A 26,424-nucleotide genomic window follows, 5' to 3' on the forward strand; every position below is an offset into this window, starting at 1 on the left:
ACGAACGCGGAAACGCGCGGATCTGTACTGCCAATTCCGCGGATGAAGTTTTAAAAAGAACAAAGCCGCGAGCATCGCTTCGAATCATTGAGCATCCGCGTTCGAGCTGTTCCTGGCGGTCAGCCGAACCGTCTGCTTAAAAGATGCTCCAGAACTCACGGCTCACGTCGATGTTGAACGTCCACCGTCCGCCGCGCGCGATGCCGCGTGCCACGTCGACCCTCAAGACGTCGAACGGAAACAGGTAAGCCGCACCGAACGCCGGGTACAGCTGCGGCACCGACGGACATCGGGCTCCTGGCGCGCCCACGCTCGACGTGCACACGAGGGGTTGTTGTCCGATCAGAGCGAAATGGGCGTATGGCGCAAACGCGCCGCGGGCCGGGACGCGCCCGAATCTGCCGAGCGAAAACGGTATGAACGGCGCCGGCACACGCCACTCGAGGTGCTCCGTAGCGCCGACGCCGGAGACGAGTGAGTGGTAGTCGTAGCCTGGCGCCGACACCGGGCCGCCGAGATAGACGAGCTCCGCGCGCTGAGGCGCGTCGACGGTGTTCTGACCGCCGACCCCGGCAACGGTCGTCGCGGTCACGAGCCGCATGTCTCCCACGGGGCGCTCGAGGCGCGCGACGAGCGAACCCCTCAGGGTCGTCCCCAGATCGCCGGCGAAGATTGGCCCGGGGCTAGGGGCCGCCGGCCCCTGGGGCACGACGAGCCGCGTCTGCGCGTGCAGCGCCAGCTCCGTCCCGAAGAGCCAGAGCGACGTGGGACGGTCGAGGTCGAGCGCCCAGCGCAGAACGTGAGCGTCGGCGACAGGAACGGTTGGTATGAATGTTCCCGTGACCGCTGTGGCGCGGACCGCGACCGGCGACTGCCACTCGAGCGCGCCGCTGACGGCCGCGTCGAAGCCCAACAGCGAGATCGCTTCCGCTCGAAGACCCGCCGCGCGCACGAGATACGGATCGGTGTAGTCGCTGGCGAATTCCTGCGCGGCGATGCTGTTGACGGCCGTCGAGCGCTCGGCGACGTCGCCGAGATCGCGGTAGTCTCGCGACGCGAAGGCACGAATCGACGATCCGCTCGGCCGCGTGAGACCCAGCTCGACGGCGCCCTTTCCCAGCTTGTCCGCGGACCCGTAGCGAGCGCGGACGTTGGAAAAGACCCCTGCGCCGAACTGCTCGGACACTCCGGCGCCGAACGCGAGCCCCTCGGCTCGATCGAAGCGAACGAAGTCGGAGGCGTTGCGCGCTGAGAGCGTCGCGGCCTGAGCGCGTGCCAATGCCTGGGCGCGAACGAGTTGCCGCACTTCGGACTGGACACGCGCGATGTCGGGCTCGGAAACCGCGCGCACGTCGGGCGGGAGCGAATCGAGCACGCGTCCTTTCCATGCGTAGCGGCTCAGCTCCGCCGGCGGCGCCTGCACGATCTCCGGTCCGACGAACATCTGCGTCGGGATCGACGTGTTGAACTGGTAGTCGCCGATCTCCCAGCGGCCACGAATGATGCCGCGCACGGGGTAGTCCAACCACGTTCCGCGCCGTTCGATCTCGATTTCCTGCCGGCTCGGCAACCAGAATCGGCCGCCGACGAGCCGGTTCTCGAGGACGATGGACAGGTCCTCGAGCGCATCGTCGAGAAAAGCCGCGCGCGTGAAGCCGAAGTTCATTCGAACGACCTGGCCGCCAGACGGATCGATGTAGATCGCCCCGACGACTCGCGGCTTCTTGTCGTCCTTCGGGCGGACCTTGATCTCGTAGACGTTGATGCGCCGCGGGCCCGCGCCGATCGCGAAGCTGTCGGTGAGCGCGAAGTCGTATTCGCGCAGTCCGGCCGGCGACAGGGGGTGCGGCACGTCCGCCACTTCGTCGCCTTCGCCGATGCGGATGATGTTCGGAAAGTTGTTTTGGACGATCCCCAGATGGTCGCGGTGATACGCGATGTCCGTGGGGAGCAAGAGCGTGTCGCGACGGCCCACAATCCGCTGCTTGCTCAGGTTGGGCGCGTGCCAGTAGACTTCCAGCGCCAACTCGTCGGCTTTGATGACCTTGGGCGGAGTACGGAGCCCCTCACCAAGCTGCGCCAGGAAAGTCACGTACCCGTGGGCGGTGGCCCGGTAGTCGGCGAGTCCCGTGTCGGCCAACTGTTCGGCGCGTCGCCGCGTGGCGCCGGCGACGAGCGTGAGGCTGCGCGGGTCGTTCCACGTCTGCGCGACGACGGCCCGTCCGTACGGCAGGCCCAGCACACAAACGAACACACACGCGGCGGCGCGACCGCGGGCCGCGAGGAATCGAAGCATGATTTGCGAATATCGCGGAGCGTTTCTGGCGGAGCAACGGGCGGCGTGAGCCTCGAGGATTTTCGCGCCCGGGCGCGTCTGGCTGACAACGGCTCGCCCCGGCTCGTCCCGGTGTGGCGGGACGTGCTGCTCGACGCGTACACGCCAGTCGCCGCGTTCGCCAAGATCCGTCACGGACCGTTCGCGTTCCTGCTCGAATCCGCGCCCGCGGGCGGCGAGACGTGGGCGCGGTACACCTTCATGGGCACCGCACCGCGAGCGGCGTGGCGTCTCCAGGACGGCGTCGTCCACGACTGGACCTCCGATCGCGGCTGGCACAACGCGCGCACGCCGGTCGATCCGCTTGCCGACCTCGAGGCGCTGCTCCGCGCCGCCGATCCGGTCGATGCGCCGGAAGTCGGCGAGTTCTGGAGCGGCGCGGTCGGCTACTTCGGCTATGACGTCGCACGCCTCATCGAGCGCTTGCCGACACCGCCGGCACGGGGCGTAGACGTGCCCGATGCGCTGTTCGTTTTCACGGACGCTCTCGTCATCTTCGACAACCTGCGCTCACAGGCGCGGGTCGTCGCAGGGGCGCGCGTGGAGCCGAATTCGACCGATGCGCAGCTCGACATCGCGTACGCGCGCGCCTGCTCCGCCGTCGAAGCCACCGTCGAGCGCCTGCGCGGTCCGTCGATGCTCGAGCCCCTCGACCTCGACCCGAACGCCCCGCCGGTGGCGGGCCGCTCGAGATACGAGCGCGACAAGTTTCTCGCCGACGTGGAGCGTGTGCGGCAGTACATCATCGCCGGCGACGCGTTCCAGGTGCAGGTCGCGCGTCGCATCGACGTTCCGCTCGACTTCGCGCCGACCGATCTCTATCGCGCGCTGCGCGTGATCAACCCGTCGCCGTACATGTATCATTTGGTCCTCGACGGCACGGAAATCGTGGGGAGTTCCCCCGAACTCCTGATTCGCGTCGCCACCGATGGAACGGTGACGCTCAGGCCGATCGCGGGAACGCGGCGGCGCGGACGGTCCGCCGAAGACGACGCGCGCATGATGCAGGAATTGGTGAGCAACGAGAAGGAGCGCGCCGAACACCTGATGCTCGTCGATCTCGGACGCAACGACGTCGGCCGAATCGCCGAATACGGCACGGTGAAGGTCTCCGAGCTCATGGTCGTCGAGCGCTACTCGCACGTCCTCCACCTCGTGAGCCAAGTGGACGGCAAATTGCGCGACGGCCTCACGGCGATGGATGCGTTCCGGGCGGGGTTTCCCGCCGGCACGCTGACCGGCGCGCCCAAGGTTCGTGCGATGGAGATCATCGACGAAATGGAGCCCGAGCGCCGCGGTCCGTACGGCGGCGCGGTCGGCTACATCGGCGCGGGGGCAAAGCGAATGGACCTCGCGATCACGATTCGCACGTGTGTGATCGCGCACGGCATCGCGTCGGTTCAGGCGGCGGCGGGCGTCGTCTACGACTCGATTCCCGAGCAGGAGTTCCTCGAGCACGAAAACAAGGTCCGCGCGCTCCTCACCGCGATCGGACAGGTTCGCGCGGCTCGCCGCACGAGCGTACGGGTATAACGGAACGATGCCCTATCGCCTCGCGAGCACCGACGGAACGCTGACCTTCGAGCTCAGCTCGATCTCGGCGATCATCGGCCGCGCGCCCACCGCGGATCTGCCCGTCGTCGACCCGACCGTCTCGCGGCGCCACGCACAGATCTTGAGCGACGAGAACGGCCTCACCGTGCACGACCTCGGGTCGAGCAACGGAACCTTCGTCAACGGCAACAAGATCACCACCGCGCCGATCGTCCCCGGCGACGTGATCGCCTTCGGCAAAGTCACGTTCCGGCTCGAGGGTGAGTCGCCCAAGGTGCAGACCGCGGCGACCGCAGTCACCGGCCCGACGATCGTGCGTCAACGCGCCATCCTCGACGGCGACGCGCCCGAACTCGGCGCCGACGAGAAGAGCCGTCGCAAGCTCGCCACGCTGCTCGAGGTGTCGAAGGGGCTTGGCTGGGCGGCCGACACCGACGCGTTGCTCGCCAAGATCGCCGGCTACGCATATCAGATTCTCGAGGTCGATCGCGTCGCGATCATCCTCGTCGACGAGCACGGCAACCTGCTCCCGAAGTTCGCGCGCGACCGCAAGGGAACGAATACGGCGGGCGCGATTCCGAAGTCGATCGCGCGCAAGGCGCTCGATGACAAGATGGCGATCCTCACCGACAATGCCGGCGAGGATTCGCGCTTTACCGGACAGTCGGTCGTGATGCAGCAGGTGCGATCGGCGATCTGCGTTCCGCTCATGGGCACCGAGGGGCGCGCGCTCGGCGTGCTCTACGTCGATTCGATAGGATCGGAGCACCGGTTCGACGAAGATGACCTGGATTTCTGCGTCGCGTTCGCCGGCATCGCCGCGGTCGCGATAGAGAACGGCGAATTCATCCAGCGGATTCAGCGCCAGGTGATCGCGCGCAGCAACTTCGAGCGCTTTTTCGCCCCGCAGATCGCGCAACGCATCGCCGAGTCGTCGGAGACGATTCGACTGGGCGGCGACAAACGGCCGGTCGCGGTGCTCTTCAGCGACATCCGCGGTTTCACCGCGCTCGCCGAGTCGATGCGCCCCGAGGATACGGCGAGCCTGCTCACCGAGTATTTCACCGAGATGGTGGACTGCGTTTTTCGGCACAACGGTACGCTCGACAAATTCATGGGCGACGCCCTGATGGCGCACTGGGGCGCGCCGATTGGCGGAGATCATGACGCCGACAACGCCGTCGCGGCGGCGATCGACATGATGAAGGCCCTCGACGGGCTCAACGCGCATTGGCGAACGAGCGGCCGCCCCGAGCTCAAGGTCGGCATCGGGCTGAACTACGGCGAAGCCTTCGCGGGCAACATCGGCTCGGAGAGGCGCCTCGAGTTCACCGTCATCGGCGACACGGTGAACACGGCGTATCGTCTTTGCTCCGGTGCCGACTCGGGAGAAATCCTCATCACCGAGGATGTACGACGGGCTCTCACGACGCCGGCGACTCTCATCGAGCGAGCGCCGATGGAGCTCAAGAACAAAGTGCAGCCGGTCACCGTGTACTGCGTCGCCGTCGTCTGATGCCGTCCGACGCGCGCGCCGTTCCATCCGGCTACGTCGCGTTCGCGGTCGGCGGCGCCGAGGTGGTGAGCGCACAACTCGTCGCCGGGTCGATTCGAGCCGCTCTCGAATCGGGTTCCGCGACATTGCATGAGTACGCGCGTCGTCACGCCGCCGCGAGGGCGCTCGCCGGGCGTGGCATCGCGTACGCCGCTCCCCTGCCTGACGGCGCCCGCGTGGTCGTGCGCCACAACCGGCACGGCGGGCTGTTCGGACCATTGACGCGCGACGTGTTTCTCGGGCCCACGCGCGCGCCGTTGGAGCTGGAGGCGTCGTTGCGACTCTTAGGCGCGGGCGTGCCGACGCCCGAGCTGCTCGCGTACGCGATCTATCCCGCGCCGTTCGGACTCCGGCGGGCCGACGTCGCCACGCGCGAGGTGCCCGACAGCTTCGATTTGTCGGCCGTTCTCACGAAATCGGACGAGTCGCTTCGCGCGCGCGCCTGGGCGGCGGTGGCCGATCTGCTCCGCAAGCTCGCAGTCGCCGGCGCCCGTCACCACGACTTGAACGTGAAGAACGTTCTCCTCTGTCCGCGTGGCGACGCGCTCGAGGCCCTCGCGCTCGACGTCGACCGCGTGACCTTCGAGCGCGAAGACGTGATGGCGGCGAACATCGCGCGCCTTTCGCGATCGGCGCGGAAGTGGCGGGAGCGTCAGGGTGCCACGCTGGACGAGTCGGAACTCGCCGTGCTCGCGCGCTCGGTGTTCGAGGCTTCTCTATCCGCTGTCACGCGCTCGTAAACTTCGATCGTGCGATCCGTCAATCGTTCGACCGAGAAGTCCTCGACGCGCCGGCGACCGCCCGCGGCGAGGCGGTCGGCGAGCGCGCGATCGGTCGCCAGACGGACGATGACGTCGCCGAGGGCCTCCGGGTCCTCGCGCTCGGCGAGCAGCCCGGTTTCTCCATCGACGACGATTTCGGGGATGCCTCCGGCTCGCGTGGCGGCGATGGGGCGGCCGAAGGCCATCGCGTCGAGGAGCACGGATCCCATGCCTTCTTCGCGGGAGCTGAGACACGCGACCGAGGCCGCGGCGAGCAGCGAGTCGGCGTCCTCCCGGAATCCTGTCAGGCGGATGACGTCAACCAGCCTGAGCCGCTGGATTTCATCGGTGACTTCCTCCCGAAGCGGGCCGTCACCCACGAGCAGCGCTTGCAAGTTAGGGCTCGCTCGGTTTGCGTACGCCATCGCGCGGACGAAGTTCACAGGATCCTTATGACCGACCAGCTGGGCCACTTGGACGACGAGAGAACGATTCGACGCCACGCCGCATGCGGCGAGCGTCGCGGGCGTCGCCGGGTGGACGGTTCGGTGCACGTCGACCCCATCGGGCACCACCGAGATCCTCGAACGATCGACTCCGCCTGCGACGAGAACGTTCGCGACGGCGTTCGAGACGGCGACGATCTTCGCCGCACGACCGTACTTCCAGCGGGTCCCGGCGTTCGCGCGGAGCGGAAAGTCCACACGCCGCGCGACGACGAGAGGTATTCCGGTGCCGATCGTGGCCATCGCCCCGATCGCGACGGCGTGCGCGGTGTGCGCGTGGACGACTTCGATCCGTCGAGCAAGGATCTCGCGCCGAAGACGCAGCGCGGCGCGCACGTCGAGCTCCGAGGCGGGGGCGCAGTCGACGACGTCGAGGCCCGTCGCCGCGGCCCGCGACGCCAGCGGTTCGCCGTGACGGGCGGCGACCACCGACTCGTGTCCGCGTTTAGCCATCTCGGCGGCGAGCCAGAGCGTTTGTCGCTCGCCGCCACGCCACCCTTTCTCCGTGTCGACGTGCAGCACGCGGATCGTCACGGCGCGCAACTTCCGTCGCTCGGCTCGGTGACGCAAGCGCCGGGACGCAGGCGCGGGCCCCGCACGAGATGACCGGCGTCCCGTTCGCCACACCCGAACGCATCCTGATCGTCGCGTTGGACAACCTGGGCGACCTCGTGTTCTCGTCGGCGCTCGCCCCGCCGCTGCGCGAGGCGTTTCCCAACGCGACAATCGACATCTGGTGCAAGGCGTACACGGCACCGGTCGCGGCGCTCGTGCCGCACGTGCGCCGGGTCATCGCGGCGGATCCCTTCTGGTCTCCGCCCGCCGGCCATTCGCGCGGACCGATGCTGCGCTTCTTCGGCGCGATGAACGAGGTGCGTCAGGGGCAATACGACGTCGCCGTGTTGAGCGAGGCGCCGTGGCGCACGGCGGCGGCCGTCGCGGCGGCGGCGATTCCCGTTCGCATCGGATTGGCTCGGCATCGCAACGACACGTTTTTGACGCACGTGCTTCCCGCGCAGGACCCGCAGAAGCCGGTCGTGCGCGAGCAAGGTAGGATGCTCAAGGCGTTCGGGATCGACAACCGTGCCAATCATTATCAGCTCGACGCCGCCCCGCTGTCGGAAACCGTTCGAGCGCTGGGCGGCGCGCTGCCGGCGCGATTCGCGGCGCTCCATCCGTTCGCCGGCGATCGCGCGCGCTGTGTCCCGTTGGGCGAGTGGGTTCGCGTCGCCGCTCAGTTGGAGACGCTCGGCATGCCGACAGTGTGGGTCGGCACCCCCGAGGAGCTCGCGGAATTGCGTCGCTCGCAACCGCAGCCCCGCGGCTCGTACTCGGACGCGCTGGGCGAGGCGGAGGGCGACGCATCACTCGCCAACACGGCGGCCGTGCTGTCGCGCGCGACGTGCATGGTCGGGCACGACTCGGGCCCGTTGCACATGGCCGCGGCCTTCGGCGTGCCCGTCGTCGGCGTCTTCGCGCCGGGGCAACCCGAGCGCACCTTCCCGCAAGGCGCCGGCGTGTGGCGGATGCTGCACCGGAAGACGCCGACGGAAATCTCGGCGTCGATGATCGTCCGCGAGATCGAAGAGCTCGAGGTCTTGCCGGGGCGATGAGCGAGAGGCCTGATCGCCTCGATCGCGTCTGCATCGTCATGATGAGCGCGGTGGGGGACGCCGTTCACGTTCTTCCCGTGGTGAACTCGCTCAAGCGATACGCGCCCAACACGCACGTTACGTGGGTGCTGCAACCAGGCCCGATGAGCCTCGTCTTCGGTCACCCGGCGGTGAACGAGATGATCCTCTTCGACCGGGCTCGAGGCTGGCGCGTGTTTCTCGACGTGCGGCGCGAGCTCGCCGCGCGACCCTTCGACGTGGTGATCGATCTTCAGGTGTACTTCAAGGCGGGAATCGTCACGTCGCTCGCCCGCGCGCCGATCAAGCTCGGGTTCGACAAAGCGCGCGCCCGCGACATGAATTGGTTGTTCACGAACCAGCGAATTCCGCCCCACGCGCAGCAGCACGTGCAGGATCAGTACTTCGAGTTCCTGACCGCGTTGGGCGTGCCCATCGGCGACGTCGTTTGGAATCTCGGTCCGTGGGGCGAGGAGCGCGCGATACAGCGCGAATTCTTCGCGCCGTTCGATCGGCCCGCCGCGTCGATCGTCGTGGCGACGAGCAAACCGCAAAAGGACTGGCTCCCCGAGCGCTGGGCCACCGTGGCGGACGCGCTGTACTACGACTTCGGTCTGCAGCCGGTGCTCGTCGGCGGCCATTCGACGCGAGAGGTGCTCGCCGAACAAGCAATCCTCGCGCGCGCGAGCGCTCCGGTCGTCTCGGCGCTCGGCAGCGGTCTCAGGAATCTCGTCGGCATTCTCGACGGTTCGTCCTTGGTGCTCTCGCCCGACACCGGTCCGCTCCACATGGCCGTGGCGCTCGACCGGCCAGTGGTCTCGCTCATGGGCTACACGAACCCGAGGCGAACAGGGCCCTATCGGCGGTTTCACGACCTGATCGTCGACGCGTATGGGGACCCCGGCGAAGAGTATCCGATCACCATGGAAAATCGGCTCGAGCGAATGGTGCGCATTCGCGTCGAGGACGTCCTCGACCGCGTCGAGCGCTGGCGGGTGAACTACGCGTCGGCCGTGAGCGGCCCGAATTCGTAGCCGAGTCCGAGCGAGCGGCAGAGCCGCACGAGGCGGTTGAGCGGCAGGCCCATGACGGCGAAGTAGTCGCCGTCCACGCGGTCGACGATCGTCGCACCGAATCCTTGGATTCCGTACGCGCCGGCTTTGTCCATCGGTTCACCGGTCTCGATGTAGCGCCGGATCTCGTCGTCGCCGAGCTCGCGAAAGGTGACGCCGACCTCTTCGACGCCCGAGGACGTTCGGCCGCGCCAGGCGACGGCGACGGCGGTCATGACGACGTGAGAGCGGCCGCTCAGACGGCGGAGCATGTCCGCGGCGTGGTCGCGGTCGTGCGGCTTTCCAAGCACGTCCCCGTCGACGACTACGACCGTGTCGCTGCCGATGACGATGGCATCCGTGCGGCCGATCGCCGTCGCCTTTTCCCGCGCGAGACGCTCGGCGTAGACGGCCGGCGCTTCGCCGGGCCGGTGAGTCTCGTCGATGTCGGCCGGTGTGACGACGTGTTCGACGCCGATGAGACGCAGCAGCTCGCGACGCCGCGGCGATGCCGACGCGAGAACGACCGGCGGGCGACTCACCGCTCGATCCAGAGCGTGACCGGGCCGTCGTTCACGATCTCGACTTGCATCGCCGCGCCGAACTCGCCGGTCTCGACGGGCACCCCGCGCTTTCGAAGCCCGTCGACGAACTTGTCGTAGAGCGGCTGCGCGTGCTCCGGACGAGCCGCGTCGACGAAGCTCGGCCGGCGCCCTTTCACCGCATCGCCGTACAACGTGAACTGCGACACGACGAGCATCGCGCCGCCGACGTCGACGATCGAGCGATTCATCTTGTCTTCGTCGTCGGCGAACAGGCGCAGGCCGACGAGCTTCTCGGCCATCCACTCGACGTGGTCGAGCGCGTCCGTGTGGGTGAATCCGACGAGAACCGCGAACCCGCGGTCGATCGCGCCGGCGACACGAGCGTCTACGCTCACGCTGGCGCGGGTGACGCGTTGAACGAGAACTCTCAAAGCTAGATGACCAGCATTCCGAGCAGAGGTGCAAAGCGCGGAAGCGAGGAACCTATCAGCTGGTGCGCGGGCATGTCGACGCAAGAAGCTAGCGGAGACATGCCCGCGCCGCTGGTCGCCGGGCGACTACGCCGCGGCGCTCAGCGTCTCGAGCTTGTGGTAGATCTCCACGTCGATCGAGATCTTGACCTCGGCGCCGACCGTGACGCCGCCGGCTTCGAGCGCCTGGTTCCAGTTCAAGCCGAAGTCGTGGCGGTTGAGCGAACCGCTGAGGTGAAACCCCGCGCGCTCGTTCCCCCACGGATCCTTGCCGCGCCCCTCGAGGTTCGCGTTCAGCTCGATCTCGCGCGTCGTGCCGCGGATCGTGAGGTCGCCGATGATCTGAAAATCCTTCGTGACATCGCCGGCGATCCGTTTGCTCACGAAGTGCATCGTCGGATGCTTGCCCGCGTCGAAGAAATCGGCAGACCGAAGGTGATTGTCGCGCATCTCCTGGCGCGTGTCGATCGAATTGACGTCGATCGTCACGTCGATCTTGGACTGATTCGGGTCCGCGTTGTCGACGGTGACGGTCCCTTCGACTTTGCCGAACCGTCCTCGCACGTTGCTGATCATCAGGTGGCGGACGGAGAACGCCAACTCGGCGTGCGCGGGGTCGACGGTCCAAACGGTGGTTGCATCAGTGGTGTTCATGGGAATCCTCAAGAGCTACTAGTGAGCCTGGAAGAGACAGGCCGGCATCGGTCATCTCTGTATGATTCGCACATCGAAAGTGCATATCTGTACCTTACGAACAAAAAACAGCGATGCGGACATGGCCTCACCGCAGAGCAAGCAGCATGCGATGCAGCGCGGCGCCGTCGGCCTGAGAGACGAGGGCCGCTAACTCGTGTTCGAGCGTCTCGACCCTTTTTGCCCCATCGGCCTGGCGGCTTGCGCCTTCGTCGGTGATCTGCGCCTTTACCGAGCGTCGATCGTTGGGATCCGCCACCCGGCGAACCAGGCCATCGGCCTCCAAGCGGTCGACCAGCTGGGTCATGTTTGATCGGACACAGGCCAGTCTGGACGCTAGCTCACCGAGCGGCAATGCCTCTCCTGAGCGTACCAACTCGCTCAGAACAGAGAACTTGGCTCCGGACAGCCCGGCCTCTCCCAGCGCCGCTTCGAGGCGCGCTTCGAGGGCATGGGCCGTCTGCAGGATGGCATCCAGGTGTTTCGGCGACTGACTGACGATAGTGTCGTTCACGCATGAATAGTACATGCAGTGAACCCACTAGTCAAGTGGCTTCAAGTCACTCCACGGTGACTGACTTCGCCAGGTTTCGCGGCTGGTCAACGTTGAGCCCGCGCTTCACGGCGATGTAGTACGCCAGCAGCTGGAGCGGCACGACGGTCAGGACGGGGTAGAGCATGTCGATCGTCTGCGGAATCCGGATCTCGTAGTCGATCATCCCATCGAGAACTGGTTCAGGCTGGCTGGTGATGCAGATGACCTTGCCGCCACGCGCTTTCACCTCCTGGATGTTCGAGACGACTTTCTCGAACACGGCGTCGTGGGGCGCCACGAACACGACGGGCATCTCGGAATCGATCAGGGCGATGGGGCCGTGCTTCATCTCGGCCGCGGGATACCCCTCGGCGTGGATGTAGCTGATCTCTTTCAGCTTGAGCGCCCCTTCGAGAGCGACCGGGAAGTTGTAGCCGCGGCCCAAGTACAAGAAGTTGGTCGCGTTCTTGAATCGGTCGGCGAGCTTCTCGATCTCGGGCGCCCGGTCGAGGATCGACTGGATCTGATCCGGGAGCGCGAGCATGGCTTGCGCGACTTCCTTGCCGGCGACGAGCGACATGTTGCGGAGACGCGCGAGCTTGAGCGTGAGCAGCGCGAGCGCGATGACCTGGCTCGTGAACGCCTTCGTCGATGCGACGCCGATCTCCGGACCGGCATGCAAATAGATGCCGCCGTTGTCTTCGCGCGCGATCGTCGAGCCGACGACGTTCACGAGGCCGAGCGTTTTCGCCCCACGGCGTTTCGCTTCGCGCATCGCGGCGAGCGTGTCCGCCGTTTCGCCGGACTGCGAGATCACGACACACAGCGTTTTGTCGTCGACGATCGGATTGCGATACCGGAACTCCGACGCGTACTCCACTTCCGCGTGCAGCCGAGCGAGCTCCTCGATGTACATCCCGCCGATCAACCCCGAGTGCCAGCTCGTGCCGCACGCCGTGATCACGACGTGGTTGATCGACTGGAGTTCTTCGCGCGTGAGATTCAGACCGCCGAGCTTCGAGAAGCCTTCGTCGACGACGAGACGTCCGCGCATCGTGTTCTGGATCGTCTGCGGCTGCTCGAAGATCTCCTTGAGCATGAAGTGGTCGAAGCCGCCCTTCTCGATCTCATCGAGCGACCAATCGATCCGGCTCACGCCCTTGGAAATACGGCGCGCGTTCAAATCGAGAACCGTGTATCCGTCCTTGGTCAGCACGCCCATCTCTCCGTCGTCGAGGTAGACGACCTGGCGCGTGTGCTTGAGAATCGCGGCCACGTCGCTCGCCACGTAGTTCTCGCCGTCGCCGAGGCCGATGAGCAGCGGGCTCCCCTGGCGGGCGCAGACGATCTTGCCGGGCTCTTTGCTCGAAACGACCGCGATGCCGTAGGTGCCCTCGACCAAGTTGAGCGCGTCGATCACCGCGTCCTCGAGCGGCTCGTCGGCGATGGCGGCCTCGATCAGGTGCGCGAGAACCTCCGTATCGGTGTCCGACTTGAACGTGTGCCCCTGCATCTGGAGCATCTTCCGCAAGGCGCTGTAGTTCTCGATGATGCCGTTGTGGACGACCGCGATCGTGTTGGTGCAGTCGACCTGCGGATGCGCGTTGCCCTCGCTCGGCGCGCCGTGCGTCGCCCAGCGCGTGTGGGCGATCCCGACACTGCCGTGAATGGGATTCGTCTTCAGCACCGACTCGAGCATCGAGATCTTGCCCTTCGCTTTGCGAGTCTCGAGCCCGTTGCCGTTCATCATCGCGATTCCGGCCGAATCGTAGCCACGATATTCGAGACGCTTGAGCCCCTCGACCAACAGCGTTCCGGCGCTACGAGATCCGACGTATCCGACTATTCCGCACATGAATTGCGAATCCGGTTCAATGTTGAGCGGCGAGCGCATCGAGCGGCTCGCGTGATTTGCGCACCAGTTCTCGAGCGGCCGCGTCGGTCGGAGCCTCGGCGATCACGCGCACGATGGGCTCGGTACCGGACGGTCGAACGTGAACCCACCGGTCGATCCACGCGAGCCTGAGGCCATCCTGCGCGTCCGCCTCGGCATCCGGAAACGCCGCGCGCAACGCTTCGTACACCGTACCGAGCGGAGCGGACGGGCGGTCCAGCTTGTCTTTGACGATGACGTACTTCGGCAGCTCCGCGACGATCTCGGACAGAGAGCGATTCTCCTCGTGCAGCAGTTGTAGGACGAGCGCCGCGCCCACCGGCGCATCCCGTCCAAGATGCACCTCGGATAGAATCACGCCACCATTTCCTTCGCCACCAATCGGAGCCCTCTCATCGCGCATACGAACCGCGACGTTCACTTCGCCAACCGGCGCCCTGAGGACAGGGACCCCCGCCGAGACGGCCACATCCTCGACGATCCGGCTGGTGGAAAGATTCGTTACAAGTGCGCCTCGTCGATGCCTGAGGACCACTCTCGCCGCCAATGCCAGCGTGAAGTCCTCGCCAATCGCCTTCCCTTCGTTCGAGACCAACGCAAGACGGTCCACGTCGGGATCCACCGCGAATCCGATCGCCGCGCGGGTTTTGAGCACGAGTCGTTCCAGCTCCCCAAGATTCTCCGCCACCGGTTCCGGCGGCCGCGGAAATCTTCCATCCGTTTCGGCGTTGATCGTCGTGACACGGCAGCCAAGCCGCTCGAGGAGCTCCGGCATGATCACGGCACCAGCTCCTCGGACGCAATCGACTGCGACGGAAAAGCCGCGCGCGCGAATGCCGGCGACGTCGAGGTACGGTATCGCAAGGACACGTTCGATGTGTCGCAGGATCGCACGGTCATCCAGCTCGATCTCGCCGAGGTGATCCCACGTCGCGCGCGCAATCCCGCCCTCGACCAGCGCGCGCATCTCGTTCCCCTCGGACGCCTCGAGAAAAAGCCCGGTCGGCCCGATGAACTTGAGTGCGTTCCACTCGATCGGATTGTGGCTCGCCGAGATCATCAGACCGCCCGCCGCGTGATGGTGCTCGACGGCAAGCTGGCACGTTGGAGTGGTCGTCAATCCGATGTCGATGATGTCGCAGCCGACGGATTGCAGCGCGCCGAGAACCACTCGGTGGAACATCGGCCCCGAGACACGGCTGTCGCGGCCGACGACGATTCTCGGGCGCGTGCCTGCCGCTTTGGTCGTCCCGGCCCGAGACGCGGACCAAGCTCCGAACGCGGCCGCATAGCACGCGACGACATCCGGCGTGAGCGCCCCACCGACGCGGCCGCGAATGCCCGAGACACTCACCATCAATCCGTCGGTGGACATCGGGCGAAACCTAGTCGTCCGAGGAAAGGGTCAAGCCGCGGTGGGCGGCGGGCTTCGCGTTCGCGAAGCGCGGCCGACGCATCAATGCGCCGGAACCAGCGAACCGTGCGGGGACTTGGGAAGAAGCTGGAGATCGCCCGCGGCGACGACGCGAGTGAGTGCCTCGACGACGTCAGGATCGAACTGCGTCGTCGTGTTGCGGCGGATCTCCTCGAGCGCCGCGCAAAGAGACATCTCGCTCGGGCGATATGGCCGATCGCTCGTCATCGCGTCGAGCGCGTCGGCGACGGCGACGATGCGCGCCTCGAGAGGGATCTGATTTCCGTGAAGACCGTCCGGCGTCCCCAACCCATCGTAGCGTTCGTGGTGTGAACGCACGATGTTGAGCGCGCAGGGCCGGTCGCCGAGGAGTGGAGCGAGAATTCGCCAGCCGAGCACCGGGTGCGTCATGATGTGCTCGTACTCTTCAGCGGTGAGCCGCTCGGCCTTGTTGAGCACCGCTTCGCGAACGCCGATTTTGCCGATGTCGTGGACGTGTCCGCCGAGCTCGATTTGCCGCAGCATGTCTCCGAACAGACCCATCGCGCGGGCGATGGCGCGCGAGTACTGGCTCACGCGAATCGAATGGCCGCGTGTATAAGGGTCTTTGAGCTCGAGCGCTTCGGCGAGCGATTGAATGCTGGCGAGGAAGAGCTCTTCGTTCTCGCGAGCTTGTTCCTTGACCCGATCCTCGAGGCTCTCGCGATACGCGCGATTCTCGAGGAGCAACCGCCGCTTGTCGAGCGCTTGGGCGACTCGGGCCCGGACGTCGTCGATCTGGTACGGTTTGACGACGTAATCGGCCGCCCCGTTGGCCAAGCAGCTCACCGCGACTTGAACGTCCGCGACGGCGGTGATCATCACCACGGCGATGTCGGGAAAGCGCACCCGCGATTCTCGGAGCAGCTCGAGGCCGTCCATCTTCGGCATTCGGAGGTCGCTCAGCATCAGCGACACGGGATAGCGTTCCAACTGCTCGAGCGCTTCGACGCCGTTGGCCGCCTCGACGCACTGGAACCCGTCGGCGCGCATCAGGTGGACCATGGCCTGTCGAAGGCGCGGCTCGTCGTCGACGACCAGACAGCAGGGCAAAACCGGGGAGACTTCGTGCGGCCGCGCGATCATCGAGTGGGGTTCGGCTTCGTCAAGTCGCCTTCAGGGGTTAACTTCTACGCATGGCACAGGATAGAGTATCGGCATGACTCGAGTCTTTGATGACGATCTCGCTACGGGATTTGGCACTCGCGCCATCCACGCCGGCCAGCGCCCCGAACCCCTCGCCGGCGCCATCATGACGCCGGTGTACCTGACCTCGACGTACGTGCAGGAAGGGTTGGGTCAGAACAAAGGGTACGAATACGCCCGCGGAAAGAACCCGACTCGCGAGGCGTTCGAGCGCAACGTGGCCGCGCTCGAGAACGGCCGCCACGGATTCGCGTTTTCGAGCGGCATGGGCTGCCTCGATTCGATCATGAAGCTCTTCCGCGCCGGCGACCACGTCGTCTGCGCGGAAAATGTTTACGGCGGAACGTTCCGCCTGTTCGACAAGCTCCTGCAGAACTTCGGTCTGAGCTTCACCTACGTCGACACGCGCGATCCTCAGCGCGTCGCCGACGCGATGCGCCCCGAGACAAGGCTCGTTCTGGCCGAGACGCCGAGCAATCCGCTCATGCGGCTCACGGACATCGCGGCCGTCGCCGACATCGCGCACCGCGCGAACGCGCTGCTCGTCGTCGACAACACGTTTGCATCACCGTATTTCCAGCGGCCGCTCGAGCTGGGCGCGGACATCGTGTACCACTCGACCACGAAATACTTGAACGGCCACAGCGACATGATCGGCGGCTGCGCGGTGACTCGCGACGACGATCTCGGCGCGCGATTGCAATTCATCCACAACGCCGCCGGCGCGGTCGCGGGACCGTTCGACGCTTGGCTCGCGCTTCGCGGCACGAAGACCCTGCACCTCCGCATGCGGCAGCACGACGCGAACGGCCGCGAGATCGCCAAGTGGCTGGTCGAGCGCGTCGGCACCGAGAATGTGTATTACATCGGCTTGCCGTCTCACCCGCAGCACGAGTTGGCCAAGCGGCAGATGTCCGGCTTCGGCGGCATGATCAGCGTGGAGCTCGGGACGAAAGAGCGGGCCGCCCACGTGCTCGGCCGCGTCCGCGTCTTCGCGCTCGCCGAATCACTCGGCGGCGTGGAGTCCCTGATCAGCCAGCCGGCCGGTATGACGCACGCGTCGGTTCCACCGGATCGCCGTGCCGCGCTCGGGTTGAGCGACGGCCTGGTCAGGCTTTCTTGCGGGGTGGAAGACGTCGGCGATTTGCTGGCCGACCTGGAACAGGCGTTCGACGGGATTCCGGAAAGGGCTGGCGGCGGGCGCGAATCAGCGAGAGGCTCGCGCGCTCGCGACACAATCGGAAGCGGAGCACCGTAGGGATCGGAGCGACTACCCGCCCCCTCCAGAGACAGCGACCTTCATCCAGACTTCGCCATGGCAAACCGCGTCCAGCTCGTCCAGATCTCGTCACGCGCGTGGGAGCACCCGGCCGACCGCGCCGCGCTCAACACGCTCCGCGCCATTCCCGGCTTCGACGAGGTTGTGAGAAAGGTCGCCGGCTTCTTCGGCGAACGCGGAATCCGCCAGCTGTTTCTGGGCGATGCGGTGCAGGTGACCCCCGGTCAACGGCCGCAGCTGAACGCCATGTGGACCGAAGTCCTCGAGACCCTCGATTGGCCCGAACGCCCCGAGCTGTACGTGAGCCAAACGCCGGTCGCCAACGCGATGGCGGTGGGATTCGACAAGCCGTTCGTCGTGATTCACTCCGGGCTGCTCGAAATCCTCGACGAAGACGAAGTGCGCTCGATCCTCGGGCACGAGCTCGGGCACATCATGAGCGGGCATCCGACGTACACCACGATTGCCGTGATCCTGATGTACTTCGGCGTGAGCAACCTGCCCTTCCTCGCTGCGGCGGCGCTTCTGCCCTTCCAGCTCGCGCTGCTCGAGTGGAGCCGCAAGAGCGAGTTCTCGTCGGACCGCGCCGGCCTGCTTGCCGTGCAAGACCTCAACAAGGTCATGGGCGCCGAGATGAAGCTCGCCGGCGGCAAGCCGTACGGCGACACGCTGCGCGTCGAGGAGTTCATTCGTCAGGCCGAGGCCTACGAGACAGGCGGCGACGCCTGGGACACGGTGCTCAAGATTCTCAACACCGTGATGCGCACGCACCCAATGCACACCGTTCGCGCGGCCGAGCTTCTGCGTTGGCAGCGCGCGGGCGGCTTCGACAAGATCATGGCCGGCGACTACGTGCGACGCGGAAGCGGTGACAAGGATCAGCCGCTCGGTGAGGATTACGCCGACGCCGCGGGTTACTACGGGCAGAAGACCCGCGAGACGGTGAATCAGTTCAAGGATGGGCTCAGTCGGGCGCGCGACGCGGTGAGCTCCGCGTGGCGGAACCGCTGACCATCCTTCTCGTGGGCGGAGGCGGGCGCGAACACGCGCTCGCCTGGCGCCTGCGCCAAGAAAATCCGTCGTCTCGAATTCTCGCCGCGCCCGGCAATCCCGGGATCGGCGAGATTGCGACGTGCGTTCCTGTTCGAGCGACCGACGCCGCCGGACTCGTCGCGCTGGCGCGGCAAGAGCGCGTCGACTGGACGCTCGTTGGCCCGGAAGCGCCGCTCGCCGCCGGCCTCGCCGACGCGTTTCGCGCCGAGTCGATGCCGATCTTCGGACCGTCGCGCGCCGCCGCGGCGATCGAGTCGTCCAAGGCGTTCTCCAAGGGGATCATGGTCGACGCCGGCGTTCCGACGGCCCGCGCGCGCACGTGCGGCTCTCTCGCCGAGGCGAATCGAGCGATCGACGAGTTGGCCGACGAATCTCAGCGCGTGGTGATCAAGGCCTCCGGACTTGCCGCGGGAAAGGGCGTGATCGTCGCGACGAGCATCGACGACGCGAGAAGCGCCGCGGCGGCGATGCTCAGCGACCACGCCTTTGGAGAGGCCGGCGACACAGTGCTCGTCGAGGAGTTCATGGACGGCGAAGAACTTTCCGTCTTTGTGATCACCGACGGCGAGCGCGTCGTGACGCTGCCGGCGTCGCAAGACCACAAGCGTCTCGCGGACGGCGATCGTGGTCCGAACACCGGCGGCATGGGCGCGTACTGCCCGGTTTCTCTTACCGACTCGCCGGCGTTCACCGACGACGTCGTCGACCGCGTCGTCCGACCGACGCTGGCGGCGCTCCAAGCGCGCGGCGCTCCGTTCACGGGTTTGCTGTACGTGGGACTGATGCTGACCGCCGCCGGTCCCAAAGTGGTGGAGTTCAACTGCCGCTTCGGCGATCCGGAGACCGAGACGGTTCTGCCGGCGCTCGGCGACGACGCAGGCATCTTCGACGCCATGTCGACCGTCGCGCGCGGCGGGCGGCTGTCGGAATCTTCCGTCGCCGCGGATCGAGCGGCGGTGACGACGGTGATCGCCGCGGCGGGCTACCCCGAGCAACCTCGCACCGGCGATGCGATTCGTTTACCGGCCGCCGAGCGCGACGTCTTCGTCTTTCACGCGGGCACGACGAAGGGCAAAAGCGGGAGCCTGGAGACGTCCGGCGGTCGTGTTCTCGCCGTCACCGGCGTCGGTCCGACGCTCGAAGACGCCCGCGCGCGAAGCCAGGAGTATGCGCGCGGCGTCGAATTCGCCGGCAAGCAGTTCCGTTCCGATATCGCGTGGCGCGAACTTTCGCGCCGTGCCCGAGCTTCCCGAGACTGAAACGATCGCCCGCGACCTCGACCAAGAGGTCGCGGGCCGGCGGATAGAACGGGTCGTCGTGCGACGAGCCGACGTCCTGCGCGAGAGCTCGCCCGGCCGGTTCGTCCGCCGAGTCACGGGCGCCACGATCGAGCGGTGCTGGCGGCGCGCCAAGTTGGTCGTGATGTCGCTGTCGTCCGGCGAACACCTCGTCGTCCAGCCGAGATTCACCGGCGCGCTGCTGATCGACGACGGAACTCTGGCCGCCGACGAACGCCGCTATTCGACGGTGGCGTTCACGCTCGACGACGGGCGCACGCTCCACTACCGGGACATCCGCCGCCTCGGCACGGTGACCCTGATGTCGCGGGCGCGATTCCACGAATACACGGCTTCGCTCGGCGTCGAGCCACTTGACCGCGCGTTCACCGCCGAGCATCTATCGGCCCTCCTCGCGGGCCGCCGTCAATCGATCAAAAAAACGTTGATGGATCAGCGCGTCGTCGCCGGCATCGGCAACATCTACGCGAACGAAGCACTCTGGCGGGCGGGTATCGACCCGTCGCGCGCCGCGGGCTCGATCGCGAGCGACGAGGCAACCGCGCTCCGCGAAGAGATCGTGGATGTGCTGCGTGAGTCGATCGCGGCGCGTGGCACGAGCTTCCGGGACTATCGCGACGCCCGCGGAGAGCGCGGCCGCTTCGTCGAGAAGCTCGCCGTGTACGGACGCGCCGGCGAGCGGTGCTCGCGCTGCGGCGCGCGGTTGATCGAGACGCACGCGATCGACGGCCGGTCGACCGTTTTCTGCGCGCGATGCCAAAAGTAAAGCTGCTTCGCCCCCCGACGTCCGACGCGCAGCTGCGCGTGATGCGCACGCACGTCAAGGACAATGCGCTCGACCGGCCGGCGGTCTACCAGATGATCGCCGCCGACGGCGAGATCGTGTACGTCGGCAAGTCAAAGCAAGTGCGTTCTCGGCTGCTCAGCTACTTCCGCGCGGCATTTCCGGACGACAAGGGCGCGCGCATTCTGCGCGAAGCCGAGCGCATCGAGTGGGAATACGTGCCGAGCGAGTTCAGCGCGCTGCTCACCGAATTGCGGCTCATCAAGCGGTTTCGGCCGCGCTTCAACGTCGCCATGAAGAACGACGGGCGAAACTACTGCTTCATCAAGCTCACCAAGGGGCCGGCGCCCAAGCTCGTCGTCGTCCGAGGACCGGGGAGCGACGACAACGCGATCTACTACGGGCCGTTCATGGGCGCGATGGGCGTCGGCGAAGCGCTGCGAGAGCTGAACGACGTGCTTGGCCTGCGCGATTGCGCCACCGACCAACGAATGCACTTCGCCGACCAACCGGAGTTGTTCGATTCGTTTCCGCGCACACCGGGCTGCATCCGCTTCGAGGTGAAGAAGTGTCTCGGGCCGTGCGTCGGCGGGTGCACGGTGCAGCAGTACGACGAGCGGCTCTTCCTCGCGCGCGCGTTTCTCGACGGCGTCGACGACGGCCCGATCGAGCGTCTGCGCAACGATATGGAATCGGCGAGCGAGCGGCTCGAGTTTGAACGCGCGGCGTCGCTGCGCGACAAGATGCGTCGGCTCGAGGCGCTGCGGGGGCAGTTCGCGCACCTGCGATTCGCGGTCGAGAACCTTTCGTTTGTGTATAGCGTGCCGGGGTATGATGGGGCCGACCGCGTCTATTTGATTCGTCGCGGTCTCGTGCGGGCCGAAGCGTCGGTGCCGACGACGACGGATGAGGCGGCGTCACTCATGCAGCTCATCGACAGCGTCTTTTCACCGATGGAACGCCGAACGACGCAGATCCCGACGCATGAGATCGACGAGTTGTTGCTCTTGTCCTCCTGGTTTCGTCGTTTCCCTGAGGAGTTGCATCGCACGAGCGCGACACCCGCGGCTGTGGCCGCGGCGTCGTAGCCGTTCGCTGAATCGCGACGCCGCGTACAGCGGCCTGGGGTACCCTGGCGCGCGTTCTGCACAGCCTCATAGGGCGCACTGTTCGTCCCGTGCGCCACACCCAGCAACCGCCAAACGACAGCGATGGCGACGACCTCCTGGCAGCCGACAACTCTGGTCAAGTGCGTGAGTGTTCGTCCGTGGCTCGTGTATCCCGGGTGCGATGAGCCCGGCGGATGCCACGACCTCACACTGGGCAAGATCTACGAAAGCCTCGGTGTCGAGGGGAGCGGCTCGTTTTATAGAATCATCGACGACTCGGGCGACGACTTTCTTTATCCCGTGTCGCACTTCACGCTGCTGTAGGCCGCGGCTTACGGAGCGAGGTCGAGCGTCTCTACCTCGACTTCGCCAGCGACAATTGTGAGCTTGGCCACACTCGGCATGAGGTCGAACCGCCGAGGACCGGCCGCGCCCGGATTCACCACCCAGCGATTGGCAACGTGAGTCACCAACTGCTTGTGCGTGTGTCCGTACACGATCACGTCGGCATCGTAGCGTTCGAGAAGCCGCCGAGGAGCGGGACTCCCGACTTCGTGGCCGTGGCTCACGTGGATTCGCACGCCGCCGACGGTCAATTCGATCGCGGCGGGTAGCGGCGGATCGTCCGGTGGGTCCGTGTTTCCACGCACGGCGCGCACCGGCGCGATTCGCTCGAGCTCCGCGAGTACGTCGGCGCCGCCGACGTCGCCGGCGTGGAGAATCAGCTCGACGCCGGCGAGCGCCGTGTGAACATCCGGCCGCAGGAGCCCGTGTGTGTCCGAGATCAGACCAATGACGTGAGATTTGCCCGGCATGCCGGAAATACCCATCAATCCGCGGGGCGTTCGCTCCAGCGAGGCACGAGCGAGTGCGCGACCCCGAGATGATCGAGCACGCGCGCGACGACGAAGTTCACGAGATCGTCGATCGAAGCCGGCTTGTGGTAGAAACCCGGAGCGGCCGGCATCACCACGGCGCCGGCTCGTGTCACCCGCAGCATGTTCTCCAGATGAATCGCGCTGAGCGGCGTCTCGCGCGCCACGAGAATCAATTTGCGGCGCTCCTTGAGCGCGACGTCGGCGGCGCGCTCGACGAGCGAGCGTGACGACCCGGCCGCGATCGCGGACAAAGTGCCCATGGAGCAGGGACAGATCACCATGCCGGCGTTCACCGCCGAGCCGGAGGCCGGCGATGCGCCACGGTCGGCGTCATCGAACGTCGTCACGTAGGTGTCCCACGCCGCCTTGCCGACGCGCTCTCGGAGCGCGCCGATCGAACCGACGTCCATCTCCGTCTTGAGGAGCCGGAGACCGTGCGAAGACACGATGAGCTGGACTGACTCCTTCGCCTTGGCGAGCGAGGCAAGGAGGCGCACCGCGTAGGGCGCGCCCGATGCACCGGTGATCGCGACGACGATCGGCGGCTTCGTCATGCGCCGATGGCGCGCAACGCGAGAGCGACCGGGTTCGTGTGCACGAGCCGTTCGATCAGCACGCAAAGGAAAAAGGCGATACTGATCACGCCGTTCATCGTGAAGAACGCCGCGTCGAGACGCGAGAAGTCGTTGGGCGTCACCAACGAATGCTCGTACACGAGCAACCCCGCCGCCGCCGCGACTCCCAGCGCATAGAACGAACCCCCCGACCCGGCCCCGAACGTCGCCGCGCCGACCGCTGCCAGGCAGAGCACCGTGACGATGTGAAGACCGCGGGCGACGGTCAGCGCACGATCGCCGCCGATCGCCGCCGGCAGCGAGTGAAGCCGCTGCTCGCGATCGAAGTCGATGTCCTGGAGCGCGTAGAGGACGTCGAATCCCCCGCCCCACGTCGCGACCGCGAGCGCGAGCGTGATCAACATCCACCACGGAGAGCTCCAGCGGCCCGCCACCGCGAGGTATCCGCCGACCGGCGCGATCGACATCCCGACGCCGAGCACAAGGTGGCACCAGCGCGTGAATCGCTTGGTGTAGCTGTAAAAGAACACCCAGCCGAGCGCGAGCGGCGACAGCTTGCCGCACAACGAATTCAGCTGCCACGCCGCCCACACGAAGAGCGCCGACGCGACCGAGACGGCGATCACCGCTTCGGCGACACGGAGCGCGCCGCTCGGCAGCTCGCGCTGTCGAGTGCGCGGATTGCGCGCGTCGATCTCGCGGTCGACGATGCGGTTGAAACCCATCGCCGCGAAGCGCGCACAAGTGAACGCCAGCACGACCCAGCCGAACGAGCCCCACGTGACCTGCGCGCGGTACGACGCCAGAACGACGCCGACGAGCGCGAACGGCAGCGCGAAGAGCGTGTGCGGCAGCTTGACGAAGTTGATGTACGCCAGCACGCGCGATCCGCGGTGCGCGAAGGTCTGTCCTTCACGGGTATGCTCGGCGCCTGGTGCCGCGGTCATGGCTTTGTTCCGAGGCCGAGCATCGGCCAGAGCTCGTCCACGCGACGCTTGGTCGCGTCATCCATCAGGATCAAACCAGGCCATTCACGCGCGAAGCCTTCCTCGGGCAGCTTCTTCGTCGCGTCGATGCCGAGCTTGGAGCCGTACGTGAACGTGCGGCTCGAGTGATCGAGGACGTCCACCGGCCCCATGGTGAAGCGCGCGTCGCGCTGCGGATCGATGTTGTTGAGCGCGACCCACCAGGCCTCCTGCGGATCCCGCACGTTCACCCACTCGTCCACGATCACGAGCACTTTCGCGAGGGACATCAAGCCCTGGCCCCAGAGCGCGTTCATCACCTTGTACGCCTGCCCGGGATATTCCTTTTTGATCGATACGAAGACGAGGTTGTGAAAGATCCCCTCGGCCGGCATGTGATAGTCACGGATCTCCGGGATCGTCAGCTTGAGCAGCGGCAGGAAGATTCGCTCGGTCGCGTGCCCGAGGTAGAAGTCTTCCATCGGCGGCCGGCCGACGATCGTCGCCGGAAAGATCGGCGACTTACGCATCGTGATCGCCGTGACGCGCACCTGCGGATAGAGGTCGGCGAGCGAATAGAAGCCGGTATGATCGCCGAACGGACCCTCGGTGACGAGCGACTCCGCGGGATCGATGTACCCCTCGATGACGAAGTCCGCTTCGGCGGGCACCTCGAGATCACACGTCACGGCCTTCGTGAGCGACACCGGCGATCGACGCAGGAACCCGGCGAACAGAAACTCGTCGATGGTCGGCGGGAGCGGCGCGCTCGCCGAGTACATCGACGGCGGGTCGGCGCCGAGCGCGATGCATACGGGCATTTTCTCGCCGCGTTCGGCCATCTCACGCCAATGTGCCGCGCCGACCTTGTGCCGCTGCCAGTGCATGGCGAGCGTCGTCTTGCCCGTCTGCATGATTCGGTACATCCCGACGTTTCGAATGCCGCGCTTGGGGTCGCGCGTGATGACCATCGGAAAGGTGATGTACGCGCCGCCGTCCTCGGGCCAGCACTTCATGAGCGGCAGCTTGTCGAGATCCACCTCGCCGTCGCGCCACACGACCTCTTGCGACGCGGCCCCGCTCTTCTTCGTTCGAGGCGGAAACTTCCCCATCTCGAGCAGGCGCGGAAGCAGCGCGAGCTTGGCGATGATTCCTTCCGGGACCTTCATCGCCAGCATCTCGTCGATACGCACACCGATCTCGTCGAGCGACTCGACGCCGAGCGCCATGCTCATGCGGCGCATCGATCCGAAGAGATTGATGCCGACCGGAAACGCCGACTTCTGACCATTCATCAGGATCGGCTGCTCGAACAGGAGCGCCTTTCCGCCACCGGGTTGCTTCATCACCCGATCGGCGATCTCGCAGAGCTCGAGGTTGAGCGAGACCGGCGGTCGGACGCGAACCAGCTCGCCGGCCCGGTCGAGCCGCGAGACGAATTCCGAAAGTGTGTCGATGGTAGGGTTGGACAATCGCTATGCCTTTCGGCCGGTGTGGATCGCCGCGATGCCGAGGCTCAATGATCGCCATCCGACGTCGGCGAACCCGGCGCGGCTCATCCGGTCCGCGAGCTCTCGCTCGGGCGGAAAGTTCGCGACCGACCGCGGCAGGTAGGCGTACGCGCTGCCATGACCGCTCAGCATCGCGCCGATGCGCGGCAGCACGCGATGGCAATAGAAGTGGTAGGGCCATCGGACGACGGCCAGCCGGGGCGTGGTGAACTCGAGAATCACGAATCGCGCGCCCGGCGCCAGAACGCGGTGGATCTCGCGCAGCGATGCGTCGAGGTCGGTCACGTTGCGAATGCCGAATGCGACGATGGCGCCCGAGGCTTCGCCGTCGCGGAGCGGCAGGTCGAGTGCGTCGGCGACGACGGGCCACACCACCGCTCGAGGTGCCTTGCCCTGTCCGGCGCGAAGCATGGGCTCGGCAAAATCCGCCCCAACCACGCGCCCTTCGAATCCGCGGGAGCGCGAGAGCTCGGCAGCCACGTCGAGGGTTCCGGCGCAAAGGTCGACATAGGTTCCGCGCGGCGCCCGTGTCCACTCCAACGCGGCGATCGCCTTGCGCCGCCACCCGCGGTCGACGTTGAGGCTCAGGATGTGGTTGAGCCGATCGTAGGTCGGCGCGATCTGACCGAAGGTCCGGCGGACGTAATCGCGCTTGACTCGACCGCCATCGGCCGCCGCACGCGCTTCTTCCGTCTCCAGCTCGCTCACCGTCATGCGGCGAAAGTTGCCCGTGCCCGAATTGATGGGCAAGCTGGGCAAGCCGAAGCGGCTGACGATGGATGCCGACCAGCCGAAGTGGCTGGTCGGGGGATACCGGCAAGCATAGCTTTGGTCAACCGACG

Annotated in this window: 25 protein-coding genes; 11 read left to right on the forward strand and 14 right to left on the reverse strand. The window is 66.4% G+C overall.

What is annotated here, in order from left to right:
• Window positions 1-136 precede the first annotated feature (136 nt).
• Window positions 137-2,296: a hypothetical protein gene (locus tag VGQ44_12150; protein HEV8447570.1), complete on the reverse strand. Its 2,160-nt coding sequence runs from the start codon at window positions 2,294-2,296 to the stop codon at window positions 137-139.
• A 45-nt stretch (window positions 2,297-2,341) separates the two neighbouring features.
• Here VGQ44_12150 and VGQ44_12155 point away from each other — a divergent pair, with 45 nt between their 5' ends.
• From VGQ44_12155 to VGQ44_12165, 3 genes are read left to right on the forward strand one after another with little or no spacing between them, the layout of a single operon-like run.
• A complete protein-coding gene (locus tag VGQ44_12155) occupies window positions 2,342-3,868 on the forward strand; it encodes a chorismate-binding protein (protein ID HEV8447571.1) in 1,527 nt (508 codons plus the stop codon).
• Window positions 3,869-3,875: 7 nt separating this feature from the next.
• Window positions 3,876-5,405: an adenylate/guanylate cyclase domain-containing protein gene (locus VGQ44_12160; GenBank protein HEV8447572.1), complete on the forward strand. Its 1,530-nt coding sequence runs from the start codon at window positions 3,876-3,878 to the stop codon at window positions 5,403-5,405.
• Window positions 5,405-6,184: a lipopolysaccharide kinase InaA family protein gene (locus VGQ44_12165; GenBank protein HEV8447573.1), complete on the forward strand. Its 780-nt coding sequence runs from the start codon at window positions 5,405-5,407 to the stop codon at window positions 6,182-6,184. Before VGQ44_12160 ends, VGQ44_12165 begins: the two co-directional genes overlap by 1 nt.
• Here the strand turns inward: VGQ44_12165 and VGQ44_12170 are convergent.
• The gene (locus VGQ44_12170) at window positions 6,097-7,245 is read right to left on the reverse strand and encodes a glycosyltransferase family 4 protein (GenBank protein ID HEV8447574.1); all 1,149 of its coding nucleotides are present in this window, start codon (window positions 7,243-7,245) and stop codon (window positions 6,097-6,099) included. The genes VGQ44_12165 and VGQ44_12170 overlap by 88 nt on opposite strands.
• Window positions 7,246-7,313: 68 nt before the next feature.
• Between VGQ44_12170 and VGQ44_12175 the strand changes: the two genes are divergently transcribed.
• Together VGQ44_12175 and VGQ44_12180 are read left to right on the forward strand one after the other, a co-directional pair.
• Window positions 7,314-8,324: a glycosyltransferase family 9 protein gene (locus VGQ44_12175; protein ID HEV8447575.1), complete on the forward strand. Its 1,011-nt coding sequence runs from the start codon at window positions 7,314-7,316 to the stop codon at window positions 8,322-8,324.
• On the forward strand, window positions 8,321-9,376 hold the full coding sequence (locus VGQ44_12180) for a glycosyltransferase family 9 protein (protein ID HEV8447576.1): 1,056 nt from the start codon (window positions 8,321-8,323) through the stop codon (window positions 9,374-9,376). The genes VGQ44_12175 and VGQ44_12180 overlap by 4 nt, the downstream gene beginning before the upstream one ends.
• Here the strand turns inward: VGQ44_12180 and VGQ44_12185 are convergent.
• The 7 genes from VGQ44_12185 to VGQ44_12215 all read right to left on the reverse strand — a co-directional run bounded on the left by VGQ44_12185 (window position 9,343) and on the right by VGQ44_12215 (window position 16,070).
• The gene (locus VGQ44_12185; GenBank protein HEV8447577.1) at window positions 9,343-9,936 is read right to left on the reverse strand and encodes a Maf family protein; all 594 of its coding nucleotides are present in this window, start codon (window positions 9,934-9,936) and stop codon (window positions 9,343-9,345) included. The genes VGQ44_12180 and VGQ44_12185 overlap by 34 nt on opposite strands.
• Window positions 9,933-10,454: a D-aminoacyl-tRNA deacylase gene (dtd, locus tag VGQ44_12190; GenBank protein HEV8447578.1), complete on the reverse strand. Its 522-nt coding sequence runs from the start codon at window positions 10,452-10,454 to the stop codon at window positions 9,933-9,935. The genes VGQ44_12185 and dtd overlap by 4 nt, the downstream gene beginning before the upstream one ends.
• 42 nt (window positions 10,455-10,496) lie before the next feature.
• Window positions 10,497-11,063, reverse strand: a complete 567-nt coding sequence (locus VGQ44_12195) for a YceI family protein (protein ID HEV8447579.1) — start codon at window positions 11,061-11,063, stop codon at window positions 10,497-10,499.
• A 127-nt stretch (window positions 11,064-11,190) separates the two neighbouring features.
• Window positions 11,191-11,616, reverse strand: coding sequence for a MarR family transcriptional regulator (locus tag VGQ44_12200; GenBank protein HEV8447580.1), 426 nt, complete (start codon window positions 11,614-11,616; stop codon window positions 11,191-11,193).
• 46 nt (window positions 11,617-11,662) lie between these two features.
• The gene (gene glmS, locus VGQ44_12205) at window positions 11,663-13,531 is read right to left on the reverse strand and encodes a glutamine--fructose-6-phosphate transaminase (isomerizing) (GenBank protein HEV8447581.1); all 1,869 of its coding nucleotides are present in this window, start codon (window positions 13,529-13,531) and stop codon (window positions 11,663-11,665) included.
• A complete protein-coding gene (gene glmM / locus VGQ44_12210; protein ID HEV8447582.1) occupies window positions 13,509-14,906 on the reverse strand; it encodes a phosphoglucosamine mutase in 1,398 nt (465 codons plus the stop codon). Before glmM ends, glmS begins: the two co-directional genes overlap by 23 nt.
• A gap of 81 nt (window positions 14,907-14,987) precedes the next feature.
• Window positions 14,988-16,070, reverse strand: a complete 1,083-nt coding sequence (locus VGQ44_12215) for an HD domain-containing phosphohydrolase (protein ID HEV8447583.1) — start codon at window positions 16,068-16,070, stop codon at window positions 14,988-14,990.
• Between the two features lie 73 nt (window positions 16,071-16,143).
• Between VGQ44_12215 and VGQ44_12220 the strand changes: the two genes are divergently transcribed.
• The 6 genes from VGQ44_12220 (at window position 16,144) to VGQ44_12245 (ending at window position 21,977) form a co-directional block, all read left to right on the forward strand.
• Window positions 16,144-17,388 carry a cystathionine gamma-synthase gene (locus VGQ44_12220; GenBank protein HEV8447584.1) on the forward strand — a complete coding sequence of 415 codons (1,245 nt, stop codon included), beginning with the start codon at window positions 16,144-16,146 and terminating at the stop codon, window positions 17,386-17,388.
• A gap of 57 nt (window positions 17,389-17,445) precedes the next feature.
• On the forward strand, window positions 17,446-18,420 hold the full coding sequence (locus VGQ44_12225) for a M48 family metallopeptidase (GenBank protein HEV8447585.1): 975 nt from the start codon (window positions 17,446-17,448) through the stop codon (window positions 18,418-18,420).
• Window positions 18,405-19,721, forward strand: coding sequence for a phosphoribosylamine--glycine ligase (purD, locus tag VGQ44_12230; protein HEV8447586.1), 1,317 nt, complete (start codon window positions 18,405-18,407; stop codon window positions 19,719-19,721). The genes VGQ44_12225 and purD overlap by 16 nt, the downstream gene beginning before the upstream one ends.
• The gene (gene mutM / locus VGQ44_12235; protein HEV8447587.1) at window positions 19,699-20,526 is read left to right on the forward strand and encodes a bifunctional DNA-formamidopyrimidine glycosylase/DNA-(apurinic or apyrimidinic site) lyase; all 828 of its coding nucleotides are present in this window, start codon (window positions 19,699-19,701) and stop codon (window positions 20,524-20,526) included. The genes purD and mutM overlap by 23 nt, the downstream gene beginning before the upstream one ends.
• Window positions 20,514-21,632 (forward strand): UvrB/UvrC motif-containing protein, encoded by a 1,119-nt coding sequence (locus VGQ44_12240; protein ID HEV8447588.1) that lies wholly within the window; start codon window positions 20,514-20,516, stop codon window positions 21,630-21,632. The genes mutM and VGQ44_12240 overlap by 13 nt, the downstream gene beginning before the upstream one ends.
• A 123-nt stretch (window positions 21,633-21,755) precedes the next feature.
• Window positions 21,756-21,977 carry a hypothetical protein gene (locus VGQ44_12245; GenBank protein ID HEV8447589.1) on the forward strand — a complete coding sequence of 74 codons (222 nt, stop codon included), beginning with the start codon at window positions 21,756-21,758 and terminating at the stop codon, window positions 21,975-21,977.
• 8 nt (window positions 21,978-21,985) lie between these two features.
• Here the strand turns inward: VGQ44_12245 and VGQ44_12250 are convergent, their stop codons facing one another.
• Genes VGQ44_12250 through VGQ44_12270 form a run of 5 tightly spaced genes read right to left on the reverse strand, consistent with a single transcriptional unit; the run spans window position 21,986 to window position 26,296 of the window.
• Window positions 21,986-22,468 carry a metallophosphoesterase family protein gene (locus tag VGQ44_12250; protein ID HEV8447590.1) on the reverse strand — a complete coding sequence of 161 codons (483 nt, stop codon included), beginning with the start codon at window positions 22,466-22,468 and terminating at the stop codon, window positions 21,986-21,988.
• Window positions 22,469-22,482: 14 nt separating this feature from the next.
• Window positions 22,483-23,085, reverse strand: a complete 603-nt coding sequence (locus VGQ44_12255) for a flavin prenyltransferase UbiX (protein ID HEV8447591.1) — start codon at window positions 23,083-23,085, stop codon at window positions 22,483-22,485.
• Entirely contained in the window at window positions 23,082-24,053 is a 972-nt protein-coding gene (locus VGQ44_12260; GenBank protein ID HEV8447592.1) for a UbiA-like polyprenyltransferase, read from the reverse strand. Before VGQ44_12260 ends, VGQ44_12255 begins: the two co-directional genes overlap by 4 nt.
• On the reverse strand, window positions 24,050-25,543 hold the full coding sequence (locus VGQ44_12265; GenBank protein HEV8447593.1) for a menaquinone biosynthesis decarboxylase: 1,494 nt from the start codon (window positions 25,541-25,543) through the stop codon (window positions 24,050-24,052). Before VGQ44_12265 ends, VGQ44_12260 begins: the two co-directional genes overlap by 4 nt.
• A 3-nt stretch (window positions 25,544-25,546) precedes the next feature.
• Entirely contained in the window at window positions 25,547-26,296 is a 750-nt protein-coding gene (locus tag VGQ44_12270) for a ubiquinone/menaquinone biosynthesis methyltransferase (GenBank protein HEV8447594.1), read from the reverse strand.
• Window positions 26,297-26,424: the final 128 nt, after the last annotated feature.

It is taken from the genome of Gemmatimonadaceae bacterium, assembly GCA_036003045.1.
GTDB lineage: Bacteria > Gemmatimonadota > Gemmatimonadetes > Gemmatimonadales > Gemmatimonadaceae > JAQBQB01.